Annotated in this window: 13 protein-coding genes; 3 read left to right on the forward strand and 10 right to left on the reverse strand. The window is 64.9% G+C overall.

Annotated features, from left to right (window positions below; genetic code table 11):
- Positions 1–4: 4 nt before the first annotated feature.
- Together DKW65_RS12175 and DKW65_RS12180 are read right to left on the reverse strand one after the other, a co-directional pair.
- The gene (locus tag DKW65_RS12175) at positions 5–1,255 is read right to left on the reverse strand and encodes an RNA polymerase sigma factor (RefSeq protein ID WP_111657692.1); all 1,251 of its coding nucleotides are present in this window, start codon (positions 1,253–1,255) and stop codon (positions 5–7) included.
- On the reverse strand, positions 1,248–1,622 hold the full coding sequence (locus DKW65_RS12180; protein ID WP_111657693.1) for a YciI family protein: 375 nt from the start codon (positions 1,620–1,622) through the stop codon (positions 1,248–1,250). Before DKW65_RS12180 ends, DKW65_RS12175 begins: the two co-directional genes overlap by 8 nt.
- Positions 1,623–1,797: 175 nt before the next feature.
- Here DKW65_RS12180 and DKW65_RS12185 point away from each other — a divergent pair, with 175 nt between their 5' ends.
- The 3 genes from DKW65_RS12185 (at position 1,798) to DKW65_RS12195 (ending at position 4,135) form a co-directional block, all read left to right on the forward strand.
- A complete protein-coding gene (locus tag DKW65_RS12185; protein ID WP_111657694.1) occupies positions 1,798–2,586 on the forward strand; it encodes an alpha/beta fold hydrolase in 789 nt (262 codons plus the stop codon).
- Positions 2,583–3,752 carry a helix-turn-helix transcriptional regulator gene (locus tag DKW65_RS12190; RefSeq protein ID WP_111657695.1) on the forward strand — a complete coding sequence of 390 codons (1,170 nt, stop codon included), beginning with the start codon at positions 2,583–2,585 and terminating at the stop codon, positions 3,750–3,752. Before DKW65_RS12185 ends, DKW65_RS12190 begins: the two co-directional genes overlap by 4 nt.
- Positions 3,753–3,832: 80 nt before the next feature.
- Positions 3,833–4,135 (forward strand): RNA polymerase sigma factor, encoded by a 303-nt coding sequence (locus DKW65_RS12195; RefSeq protein WP_162925852.1) that lies wholly within the window; start codon positions 3,833–3,835, stop codon positions 4,133–4,135.
- Between the two features lie 31 nt (positions 4,136–4,166).
- Here DKW65_RS12195 and argE read toward each other — a convergent pair whose 3' ends face one another.
- The 8 genes from argE to ftsY all read right to left on the reverse strand — a co-directional run bounded on the left by argE (position 4,167) and on the right by ftsY (position 11,031).
- The gene (argE, locus tag DKW65_RS12200; protein WP_111657697.1) at positions 4,167–5,330 is read right to left on the reverse strand and encodes an acetylornithine deacetylase; all 1,164 of its coding nucleotides are present in this window, start codon (positions 5,328–5,330) and stop codon (positions 4,167–4,169) included.
- 1 nt (position 5,331) lies between these two features.
- Positions 5,332–6,114 carry a thiazole synthase gene (locus tag DKW65_RS12205; protein ID WP_111657698.1) on the reverse strand — a complete coding sequence of 261 codons (783 nt, stop codon included), beginning with the start codon at positions 6,112–6,114 and terminating at the stop codon, positions 5,332–5,334.
- A gap of 31 nt (positions 6,115–6,145) precedes the next feature.
- On the reverse strand, positions 6,146–6,343 hold the full coding sequence (gene thiS / locus DKW65_RS12210; RefSeq protein WP_111657699.1) for a sulfur carrier protein ThiS: 198 nt from the start codon (positions 6,341–6,343) through the stop codon (positions 6,146–6,148).
- Between the two features lie 22 nt (positions 6,344–6,365).
- Positions 6,366–6,734 carry a DUF423 domain-containing protein gene (locus DKW65_RS12215; RefSeq protein ID WP_111657700.1) on the reverse strand — a complete coding sequence of 123 codons (369 nt, stop codon included), beginning with the start codon at positions 6,732–6,734 and terminating at the stop codon, positions 6,366–6,368.
- A 261-nt stretch (positions 6,735–6,995) separates the two neighbouring features.
- Positions 6,996–7,871: an RNA polymerase sigma factor RpoH gene (gene rpoH, locus DKW65_RS12220; RefSeq protein ID WP_111657701.1), complete on the reverse strand. Its 876-nt coding sequence runs from the start codon at positions 7,869–7,871 to the stop codon at positions 6,996–6,998.
- Between the two features lie 361 nt (positions 7,872–8,232).
- Positions 8,233–9,246 (reverse strand): permease-like cell division protein FtsX, encoded by a 1,014-nt coding sequence (ftsX, locus tag DKW65_RS12225; RefSeq protein ID WP_111657702.1) that lies wholly within the window; start codon positions 9,244–9,246, stop codon positions 8,233–8,235.
- The gene (gene ftsE / locus DKW65_RS12230; RefSeq protein WP_111657703.1) at positions 9,236–9,928 is read right to left on the reverse strand and encodes a cell division ATP-binding protein FtsE; all 693 of its coding nucleotides are present in this window, start codon (positions 9,926–9,928) and stop codon (positions 9,236–9,238) included. The genes ftsX and ftsE overlap by 11 nt, the downstream gene beginning before the upstream one ends.
- Entirely contained in the window at positions 9,925–11,031 is a 1,107-nt protein-coding gene (ftsY, locus tag DKW65_RS12235) for a signal recognition particle-docking protein FtsY (protein ID WP_111657704.1), read from the reverse strand. Before ftsY ends, ftsE begins: the two co-directional genes overlap by 4 nt.
- Positions 11,032–11,139 lie beyond the last annotated feature (108 nt).

Here is an 11,139-nt window from a genome sequence, read left to right on the forward strand (position 1 = left end):
CTCATCAACCCGTTTCAGACGCAAGCGCCTCCAGTCGGCGCCTCAGGAATGCCCGTTCGACCTCCTGGCGCGACAACGAGAGCGCTTGCTTGTAGGCGGCACGCGCCTCGTCATCGCAGCCCTGACGGCGCCACAGATCGGCCCGGGCCGCATGCATCAGACTGTAATCCGTCAGCTGCCCGGCAGCCAGTATCTCATCCATCAGCGCCAGCCCGGCGGCGGGGCCATCGCGCATGGCCACCGCCACGGCGCGGTTCAGTGCCACCACCGGCGACGGCGCCACCCGCATCAGCACATCATAGAGACCGACGATCTGCGGCCAGTCCGTGTCGGCCGCCGAGGGCGCCTCACCATGTACCGCGGCAATCGCCGCCTGCAGGGTATAGGGGCCAAACCGTCGCGAGCGCAGCGCCTCTTCAGTCAGGCGTCCACCCTCGGCAATCAGCGCAGCATCCCAGCGGCGACGATCCTGATCTTCCAGCAAGACCGGCATCCCGTCGCCGTCCATGCGTGCCTCGCGGCGTGCCTCGTTGATCAGCATCAGCCCGAGCAGCCCCGACACTTCAGGCTCAGGCAGCAGTTCATGCAGCAGGCGTCCCAGACGAATCGCTTCCGTGGACAGATCCGTGCGCAGCAGGGCGTCGCCACTACTGGCGTAATAGCCTTCGTTGAACACCAGATAGATAACCCGCAATACCGCATCCAGCCGCTCGGCCAGTTCGCCGCGCTCGGGGACGGCATAGGGGATGTCGGCATCCCGGATACGTTGCTTGGCGCGCACAATGCGCTGCGCCAGCGTCGGCGTGCCCACCAGAAAGGCCCGGGCGATGTCCTCGGTGGTCAGGTCACAGACTTCCCGCAACGTCAGCGCCACCTGCGCATCTTCCGGCAGCGCCGGGTGGCAGCAGGTAAAGATCAGGCGCAGGCGGTCATCCTGCACCGGATCATCCAGATCCAGCTCGTTGTCCTCGCCCTCAAGGCGAATCGCCAGCTCACGCAGCGACGCGTCGAAGCGGACCCGGCGGCGCAGGCGGTCGATGGCCTTGAAACGCCCTGCGGAGACCAGCCAGGCGCGCGGCTTGTCCGGCACACCGTCACGCGGCCACTGCTCCACCGCCGCGATAAAGGCGTCCTGCAGGGCCTCCTCGGCCAAGTCAAAATCACCCAGCAAACGAATCAGGGTCGCCAGCACACGACGCGACTCGTCGCGGTAGACGCGGCTGATAATCGCTGAGCAGTCACTCCTGTCAGTCAAGGTATTCCCTCTCGCTGCGCGGCACCGGGCGCACCGGACGCACCTCTACCGTGCCCCCTTCGGCAAAGGGTACCCGGCTTGCCACGCGAATGGCGTCGTTCAGATCACGCGCCTCGATCAGCAGAAAGCCGGACAGTATCGCGCCACCGGACAGCAGCGGGCCCGGTATGACGTGGTAGCGGCCTTGCTGCACCCGCACCGATGCGGTCGAAGCGGCGTCATCCAGTGCTTCTGCCGCCAGATAATGCCGTGAAGCCCGCACCACGTCATCACAGACGAGATGCGCCACTGCGACGGCCTCCGCGCCGCACGCGGGCAGCACACAGGGCTGGCGCAACGCGCCGTATATCAGACACAGATACTGCATGATCGCTCCCGAACACCTGAACCTGACTTCTGGTCGCGCGACCACCCGGTGCTATCGACATATTCCGGCGTACATTTTCTGCACAAACGCCTACAGGCCCGGGTTTGTCGACGCCACGGGCATGTGATAGAAGTCACATTAATAAATAAAGCAATGACTCTCCGGGGAAGACACCATGACGACAGCTGCCCAGACGGCCCGTGACGCCGCGACGCTGGTGGTCGATCGCATTGACGGCCCGCAGCCGCAGGCAACGCTTGTGCTGGTTCACGGCTGGTGCTGCCGACGGCACTACTGGCAGGCGCAGGTGGAGGCCCTGCGCGGCGACTACCCGATGTGGGTGGTGGACCTGCCCGGCCATGGCGACAGCCCGGCCAGCGCCGCGCACGGGATCGATACCCTCGCCGCCACGCTGGTGGAGGCCTTGCAGCGCGACCTCAACGGGCCGCTGGTCCTGGTTGGCCACTCCATGGGCGGCGCCGTGGCCCTGGAAGCCGCCGCCCGCCTTGGCGATCAGGCCCGCGGGGTGATCCTGATCGACACCTTTGTGATCGATTATGGCGGCCTGGATGCCGCCACGCAGGAAAGCATCCATGCGCCGTTTCGTGCCGATTTCGCGGCCGCCATGGCTGATCTGATCGACAATACCAGCACGGCCCTCACCCCGGCAGCGCTGAAAACGCGCCTGAAGACAGAGATGGCCAGCGCAGACCCGGCACTGGCCCTGCCCCTGTGGGCCTCGCTACTGGCCTGGCAACCGGACACTCTGGCGACGCTGCATTGCCCGGTCCATGCCATCAACGGCAGCCTGATTCCGGACAGCGCCAGGGCGCGCTGTGCCCCCCACCTCCACGAGGTCGTGGTGCCGGACACCGGGCATTTTTTGCAGATGGAGGTGCCCGATCGCGTCACGGCCCTGCTGCGTGCGGCGCTGGCCCGGATCGCTCCGGGAGACGCCGCATGAACAGGCTGCACGGCAGGCCCGCACAGCGGCTGTCGACCGGTCAGCCGCAACTGCTGGACAGCCTGTACCGAACCGCTGCCGAGCCGGAGCACTGGGAGCAGGTGCTGCATGGACTGGTCGACGCTCTGGACGCGCGCTCCGCACGCCTGCTGGTGATGGATCGCAGGGCCGCCTCGGTGCAGACCGGCGTGGTCATCAACCACTGCGCGCAGTACTACCAGCAGTATGTCGATCATTTCGTCAATCTGTGCCCATGGCGCCCCGAACTGGCGCAGAAACCCCCCGGGCAGCTTTACAGCACCTATCTGGATTTTTCCTGCCGCCAGCCGGATTTTCTCAAGTCTCGCTTCTTCAACGAATGGGCCCGCCCCCAGGGCATTCATCACGGCATGCTGGGCACCGTTTACCAGGATGCCGACTGCACGGTGCAGCTGTTGATTCAGCGCAGCGACGGCCCGGGTCATTTTACCCGGGAAGAAACCCGGGCCATGAACACCCTGGTACCCCATCTGCAGCATGTCTGCGCCCTGCGACGCCTGTATGAAAACAACCAGTTGCGCTCCGGCGCCATCGTCCGCTCCGCCGAAGACCTGGCCAGCCCGTTCCTGCTGCTGGATGCCGCGCAAAAAGTGGTTTACGCCAGCCCCCGCGCCGAGGCCCTGATTCGCGCCAGCAGCGTGATGCACCTGCAGCAGGATCGCCTGCGCCTGTGCACCTCCGCCAGCCAGCAGCATTTCCAGGCCGCCTGTGCCGAGGCCGCCAAGGTGCCGGAGGGTCCAGCCGACACGTCACCGCCGCTGCGCCTCCATTGCCCGGAACAGGGCGATATCTGGCTGCGCGTCATGCCGGTACAGGGCGACGACACACCACTGCTGTTCACCCCGCGCCGCGCCTTTGTGGCCGTTCAGCTGCAACAGGCGGACCAGCGCCCCCGCATCGCAGCAGCGTCGCTGCAACACCTGTTCGATCTGACACCCACCGAAGCGGACATCGCCGTCAGGCTCGCCAACGGCGACACCGTGCAGCGCATCGCCGAGGCCACCCGGACCCGGGACAGCACGGTGCGCACGCACCTCAAGCACCTGTTTCTGAAAACCGGCACGCACAGCCAGGCTGACCTGGTGCGCTGCGTCCTCACCAGCCCGGCCTGCCGCCGGTCACTCTGACCCCCATCAACATGTCTACCCCATTTGGGGGACGACACGCCGCGCACCATCGGCGAGGCTCCATGCAGAGGGCATGACGCATGAGCCGTATGGGGTCACACATCAACTGGGCATCGCTGGTTTTCGGGTCGGCGCACAAGTCCCGTGTGCGCGCACTGTGCCGTCGCATGCTGGGCAACGATCCGTTACGGGTCGAGGATGCCACCGATTTCGTGCTGCGCGAGCTGGCCCGCGACAACTGGATCCGCTGTCGCGACTTCCAGGGCAAGGCCAAGCCCGATACCTGGCTGTATCTGCTGGCGGTACAACTGGTTCGGGAATACGCGCAAACCCTGCACCACCCCCCGGGCATGACCACAGCGCATGGCCCCCGCCCCGGATAACCCGGTATCGACAGCCTGTCACGGTGTCAGATCAAGATTGTTGCAGGGAATCGGTGAGCGCCCGCATGAAGGCCATGCAGGCATCAAGCTGGGCGAGGGTGATGAATTCATCGGGCTGATGCGCCTGACGGATACTGCCGGGGCCGCATATGACGGTAGGCAGACCCGCCTGCTGGAATTGCCCGGCCTCGGTGGCATAAGCCACCTGTTCAGTCGGCACATCGCCCAGCAGACGGTGGCAAAGCGCCAGGGCGGCCCCGTTATCGCGATTGGCCAGCGGCGGCACCGTGGCCGTCAGTCGCTCGGTGCGCACCGTCACCTCCGCCAGCCCTTTGCCGTACTCCGCCACCAGCGCCTCGGCCCGCGCGTCGACCCGGGCCAGCAAGGCCTCGAACTGATCCGTGGGCAGATGCCGGATTTCCCAGTCGAAGTGGCATTCCGGCGCCATCACGTTGATGGCAATGCCCCCCTGAATGCGCCCCACATGCAATGTCGAGTGGGCAATATTGAAGGCCTCATCAACACGGCCCTCCGCCCGCAGGTCTGCCATCACCGCTTCAATGGCAGTGACCAGGTGCGCGGCCAGATGAATCGCCGAGACCCCCTGGTCGATCTGGCTGGAGTGCGCCGCCTTGCCGGTCACTGTGGTGCGCAGATTGGTGCTGCCCTTGTGGGCCACCACCGGCTGCATCAAGGTCGGCTCGCCCACAATCACCGCCGACGGGCGCGGATGCGCAGCCAGCAGGCGCTCGATCATGCGTGGCGCTCCCAGACAACCCACTTCCTCATCGTAGGACAGCGCCAGCCAGAGGGGTCGCTGCAATGCCGCCTGCGACCATACCGGCAGCATGGCCAGCGCACAGGCGATAAAGCCTTTCATGTCGCAAGTGCCGCGCCCATGCAAGCGATCACCCTCACCGGGTGTGAGTACAAACGGATCGCTGTGCCAGTCCTGGCCCGCCACGGGCACCACATCGGTATGGCCGGAAAGCACCACGCCCCCGGCTACTGCCGGACCCATGCGTGCCAGCAGATTGGCCTTGCGGCCGTCATCGCTGGCAATGCGTTCACATACCGCCCCATGCTGGACCAGCAGCGCCTCGACATGATCGATCAGCGCCAGATTGGAATCCCGCGACACGGTGGGGAAGCCCACCAGTGTCGCCAGCTGGTCCTGCGCGGCGGCGGCATTCATCTCAGCGCACCAGCCCGTCGAGCGGCGATGAGGCGCTGGCATAGGCCTTGCGCGGCATGCGCCCGGCCAGAAACGCCTCGCGCCCCGCCTCGATGGCTTTCTTCATGGCACTGGCCATCAGCACCGGGTGCCGTGCATGGGCCACCGCCGAATTCATCAGTACGCCCTCACAGCCCAGCTCCATGGCCAACGCGGCATCACTGGCTGTGCCAACACCCGCATCCACAATGATCGGCACCTTCGCCTCTTCCAGAATGATGCGGATATTGTGCGGATTGAGAATGCCCAGCCCGGAGCCGATCAGCGAGCCCAGCGGCATCACCGCCACGCACCCCATCTCCTCGAAGCGTTTTGCCGCAATCGGATCATCATTGGTATAGACCATGACCTTGAAACCATCGGCCACCAGTTTCTCGGCCGCTTCCAGTGTGGCCGGCATGTCCGGGTACAGCGTCTTCTGATCGCCCAGCACTTCCAGTTTCACCAGATCGTGACCATCCAGCAGCTCGCGTGCCAGCTTGCAGGTGCGCACGGCGTCGTCTGCGGTGTAACACCCGGCCGTGTTCGGCAGGATTGTGTATTGCTCGGGCGACACAAAATCCAGCAAGTTCGGTTCGTTCGCGTCCTGGCCGATATTCGTGCGGCGAATCGCCACCGTCACGATCTGCGCGCCACTCATTTCGATGGCGGCACGGGTTTCCTCGAAATCCTTGTACTTGCCGGTCCCGATCAGCAATCGTGACTGATAGGCCTTGCCAGCGATTTCGAAGGTATCTGCGGTCATGGTGTCTCCTGCGCCTGATGTCATCGATGATTCATCCACCACCAATGGCATGAACAATTTCAATCACGTCGCCGTCCTGCAAGGCATGGTCGGCGTGCTCACTTTTCGGAATGATGTCGCGGTTCACTTCCACCGCCAGCCGACGCCCGTGAATCTCCAGTTGCACCAGCAGGTCACTGATGGTGCGCCCATGAAAATCCAGCGCGTCGCCGTTAACCTGAATCTGCATGGCTTACCTCACTCCGCCCGGCTCATACTGCTTTATACAGGGCCCAGGCCAGCCACACCCAGCCCATGATCAGCGCGGTGCCGCCCAGCGGTGTAATGGCGCCGAGCCAGCGCTGGCCTGACAACACCAGCAGATAAAGACTGCCGCTGAACACGAGCATGCCGGCAAGCAGTATCCAGCCTGCCGTGACAATGCCCGCCGCCCCGAACTGCTTCGCCAGCACGCCCACCAGCAGCAAGGCCAGGGCATGAAAGAAATGGTATTCGCTGGCCGTCGCCCAGGTCTCCAGCAACGAGGCCTCGACCCGTGCTTTCAGCCCGTGCGCGCCAAAGGCACCGCACACCACCGCCAACGCGGCGTTAAGGGCACCCAGTATCAACAAAGCTTTCATGGATGTGTTCCGACAGGTCTGTGCAGAAATGAAAAAGGCCGCTACAAGAACGGCCTTCAGTCTAACGCATTTACCCAACCCCTTCAGGGCAAAGATGCGCAGACGCTACTGCTGAGCATCGCCCCCGGGGCGGGCAGACCCTCCCGGGACTGTGTGAGGCAGGATGCCGAACGCAAGCCCCCAGGGATGGGTTCACGGCGGGTCCCGGAAGGGTCTGCCCGCCCCGGGGGCGATGCGGACTGTCCAGGCACTGCCGCGCTATCAGACCGCCATCGCGTTACGCAGTTTGCCGATGGCGGCGTTTTCCAGTTGGCGGATGCGCTCGGCGGACACGCCGTACTCGTTGGCCAGGTCCTGGAGCGTGGTCTTGTCGTCGGTGAGCCAGCGCCGTTCGAGGATATCGCGGCTGCGGTCATCCAGGCTCTGCAGGGCGGAGCCGAGGCGGCGGCTGCTTTGCTGCTGCCAATCTTCGTCGGCCAGAATGTCCGCCGGGTCGCCGCCCTCGGCTTGCAGGTACTGCGCTGGCGAGACCATGGCGCTGTCTTCGTCGTCGTCCATAGGGCCATCGAAAGAGGCGTCGTAGGCCGCCAGACGGCCTTCCATTTCCTGCACGTCGCGCACCGAGACGCCCAGATCTTCGGCGACCCGCTGGGTCTCTTCCGGAGTCAGGCGTGCCAGGCGCTTCTTGGCGCCGCGCAGGTTGAAGAACAGTTTGCGCTGGGCCTTGGTGGTGGCCACTTTGACGATGCGCCAGTTCTTCAGTACGAATTCGTGAATTTCAGCCTTGATCCAGTGTACGGCAAAGCTGACGAGGCGCACGCCGACGGTGGGGTCGAAGCGTCGCACAGCTTTCATCAGGCCGACGTTGCCTTCCTGGATCAGGTCGCCCAGGGGCAGGCCGTAGCCGGTGTAGCTGCGGGCGATATGCACCACGAAACGCAAGTGCGACAGCACCAGGCTGCGTGCGGCGTCGATGTCATTGTCGTAGAACAGCCGTTCGGCCAGGGCGCGTTCGTCTTCGGCGCTCAGTACCGGCACGGTGTTGACGGCCTGGGTGTAGCTTTCCAGGCTGGCGCCCGGCACATTCAGTCGCAGGGCGATGTCTCCCGATTCGAATTTCTGCAGTTGCATGGTCATCTTTCCCCATCTCCTGTCTGGAGTCTCTCCCATCGGAGCGACACCGATATTAGCACTCGCTGCCTTGGAGTGCTAAGAGGGGATTTTGGTTCCCCTTCATAGCCAGTGGCTATCGGGGGTTCAGGGCTTTCCATTCTTTTTGGTTCGGAGGGCTGGCCCTCGGGGGACGGGTAAGGGTATTCAGGACACGCCGTAAACCCGTCCGTGGGGGCTCTCGTTCGGCATCCATGCCTCTCGAAGGTCCTGAATACCCTTACCCGTCCCCCGAGGGCCGTCACGCGCAGCCTGATCGGAAACCAACAGCCAACGGGCGGTTCTGTTCCTGCTGCGGTAGTGCGCAGGCTGGGTCGAGCACAGGGAGTCAGAGCAGTTGGGGGTCGACGTCGTTGAGGTGTCGGGAGACGGCCAGCCAGGCGCCCATCAGGCCGAGAAGGCCCGCGAAGAGTGGCAGGATAAGCGCGTTGGAGAAGCCGATGCCGATTAGCGAGTATTCACTTTCATAGAGGGAAGTGAGTTCGTCCATGGGCGAGCCGACCCAGAGCAGGGCGATCTGGACCAGCAGGACGGCCACGAGGCCGCCGGCCAGGCCGTACCAGAAGCCGGTGTAGAGGAAGGGGCGGCGGACAAAGCCGTCGGTGCCGCCCACCAGCTTGATGACGACGATCTCGTCGCGGCGGCTTTCGATGGCCAGGCGGATGGTGTTGACCACCACCAGGACGACGGCCAGAGCCAGGGCCAGGGTGAGGGCGCCGACAATACGCCCGGCCAGTTCGATCATGGCGTGCAGGCGCTGCACCCAGAGCACATCCAGCTGGGCAATATCCACTTCCGGCAGGGCCGAGAGGGTGGATTGCAGGGCCGCCAGGGCGTCGGGGCGGGTGTCGCTGGGGTAAACCATGATGAGGGCGGGCAGGGGGTTGTCGGGCAGGGCGTCCAACACTTCGCCGAATCCGGACAGTTCGCGGAACTCCGCCAGGGCGTCGTCGCGGGTCACCAGGCGGGCGCGTTCCACGTCGTCGCGTCCCTGCCAGCGCTGGGCCAGGGCGCGTTGATCGGCGTCGCTGACGTCGGCCTTCAGGAAGACTGACAGGTGGGCATTGCCGTCCCAGTCGCGGGTCGCCGCCTGGGCGTTTTCCAGCAGCACCGTGATGCCGGCGGGCAGCGCCAGGGCGATGGCAATCACCAGCACGGTCATGGCGGTGGCGGCCGGGGTATTGCGCATGCGTTGCAGGGCGTCACGGGCGGAGTCGCGGTGGTGCAGGCGCCAGGCGGTCAGGCGATCACGCCAGACGCTGCGGCTGATGCGGGCGCCGGGGCGCTTCGGCGTCACCGGGGCGGGCTTGCGCGGTTTTATGGGGGTGGCGTTACGCGCCATGACCCACCTCCTCACGATCGGCCACCAGCGTGCCTTCGCGCAGGGTCAGCAGGCGGTGCGGATAGCGGGCGATCAGGGACAGGTCGTGGGTGGCGATCATCACGGCCACGCCGACGCGGGCGAAATCGCGGAACAGGTCCATGATCTCGGCCGACAGTTCGGGATCCAGGTTACCGGTGGGTTCGTCGGCCAGCAGGAGCGGTGGCTTGTTGACCACGGCACGGGCGATGCCGATACGTTGCTGCTCACCGCCGGACAGCATCATCGGGTTGAGCTTTTCCTTGCTCAGCAGGCCGACCTTGTCCAGCGCGGCGCGCACGCGCTTGCCGATGTCGGCGCGGGGGAAGCCCGCGATGATCAGCGGCAGGGCGACGTTGTCGTAGACGCTGCGGTCGAACAGCAGCTGGTGATTCTGGTGCACCATGCCGATGCGCCGCCGCACCAGGGGAATGCCGCTGCGGCCGACCCGGTTCAGGGGGATGCCGTCCACCACGATCTCGCCGGCGCTGGGCCGTTCGATCATCATGATCAGCTTCAGCAGGGTGCTCTTGCCTGCGCCGGAATGCCCGGTGAGGAACGTCAGCTCGCCGGCGGGCAGGCGCAGCGATACCTGGCGCAGGGCATCCTTGCTGCCCATGCCCGGGCTGGTGTAGCGCTTGCTGACACGATCGAGCTGGATCATCCCCCGGTGACATCCTCGAACAGGGCCTGGACAAATTCCTCGGCATCGAACGGCCGCAGGTCTTCAAGTTTTTCGCCCACGCCGATAAAGCGAATCGGCAGGCCGGTACGTTGTGCCAGGGCAAACAGGATGCCGCCCTTGGCGGTGCCGTCCAGCTTGGTCAGGGCCAGGCCGGTCACGCCCACCGCCTGGCGGAATTCCAGCGCCTGGTTGATGGCATTCTGGCCGGTGCCGGCATCCAGTACCAGCAGCACCTCATGGGGGGCGTCCGGCATCTGCTTTTTCATCACCCGCACGACCTTGGTCAGTTCGTCCATCAGGTTGCTGCGGGTATGCAGGCGCCCGGCGGTATCGGCGATCAGCACGTCCACGCCGCGCGCCTTGGCAGCCTGCAAGCCATCGAAAATCACCGAGGCGGAATCGGCGCCGGTATGCTGGGCAATCACCGGGATGTCGTTGCGCTCGCCCCACACCTGAAGCTGTTCCACGGCGGCGGCACGGAAGGTGTCGCCCGCCGCCAGCATCACGGATTTACCTTCATTGCGCAGGCGCTTGGCCAGCTTGCCGATGGTGGTGGTCTTGCCGACACCGTTCACGCCCACCATCAGGATGACGTAGGGTTTGTCATCGGCGCGCACGTCCAGCGGCTGGTTCACCGGCACCAGCAGTTTGCGCAACTCGTCCTGCAGGGCGTCGTAAAGCGCGTCTGCATCAACCAGTTCCTTGCGGCCCACGCGCTCGGTCAGCGCCGCCACGATGGTGTCGGTGGCTTCAACGCCGACATCGGCCACCAGCAATTGCGTTTCGATCTCTTCGAAAATCTCGTCATCAATTTCCTTGGCGCCGACCAGCAGATCTGCCAGCCCTTTGCCGAAACTCTGCCGGGTCTTGCCCAGGCCCAGTTTCATGCGCGTCCACAGGCTTTCACCCGCCGCCGCATCATCGTCCTTCACGGGTTCCACATCGGCAGGCGTCAATGCTGGCGTCTCATCAGCGCCGCTGTCGCCCTCCGGACGCCGCCGGAACATCCGCGAGAAGAAACCGCCTTCATCGCGCTGCTCGTCGTCGTCCTGATCGGGTTTCCGGGAAACTTCATCGCTCATGCTGGGTCATTCCGAGAGATCATGATGGCAAGGGATCGGCGGCCATGCGCGACACAGCGCAGGACACCAGGGGCCGGGCTATCCTATCATCCCGCCACACCCATAGAA

The sequence above is a fragment of the Isoalcanivorax indicus genome (assembly GCF_003259185.1).
In the GTDB taxonomy this organism is placed as follows: Bacteria; Pseudomonadota; Gammaproteobacteria; order Pseudomonadales; family Alcanivoracaceae; genus Isoalcanivorax; species Isoalcanivorax indicus.

Coding starts and splice junctions, on each gene's coding strand:
- DKW65_RS12185 (WP_111657694.1), top strand. CDS start 1,798: ATGACGACAGCTGCCCAGACGGCCCGTGACGCCGCGACGCTGGTGGTC.
- DKW65_RS12215 (WP_111657700.1), bottom strand. CDS start 6,734: ATGAAAGCTTTGTTGATACTGGGTGCCCTTAACGCCGCGTTGGCGGTG.
- DKW65_RS12180 (WP_111657693.1), bottom strand. CDS start 1,622: ATGCAGTATCTGTGTCTGATATACGGCGCGTTGCGCCAGCCCTGTGTG.
- ftsE (WP_111657703.1), bottom strand. CDS start 9,928: ATGATCCAGCTCGATCGTGTCAGCAAGCGCTACACCAGCCCGGGCATG.
- DKW65_RS12190 (WP_111657695.1), top strand. CDS start 2,583: ATGAACAGGCTGCACGGCAGGCCCGCACAGCGGCTGTCGACCGGTCAG.
- ftsY (WP_111657704.1), bottom strand. CDS start 11,031: ATGAGCGATGAAGTTTCCCGGAAACCCGATCAGGACGACGACGAGCAG.
- rpoH (WP_111657701.1), bottom strand. CDS start 7,871: ATGACCATGCAACTGCAGAAATTCGAATCGGGAGACATCGCCCTGCGA.
- DKW65_RS12205 (WP_111657698.1), bottom strand. CDS start 6,114: ATGACCGCAGATACCTTCGAAATCGCTGGCAAGGCCTATCAGTCACGA.
- argE (WP_111657697.1), bottom strand. CDS start 5,330: ATGAATGCCGCCGCCGCGCAGGACCAGCTGGCGACACTGGTGGGCTTC.
- DKW65_RS12195 (WP_162925852.1), top strand. CDS start 3,833: ATGAGCCGTATGGGGTCACACATCAACTGGGCATCGCTGGTTTTCGGG.
- ftsX (WP_111657702.1), bottom strand. CDS start 9,246: ATGGCGCGTAACGCCACCCCCATAAAACCGCGCAAGCCCGCCCCGGTG.
- thiS (WP_111657699.1), bottom strand. CDS start 6,343: ATGCAGATTCAGGTTAACGGCGACGCGCTGGATTTTCATGGGCGCACC.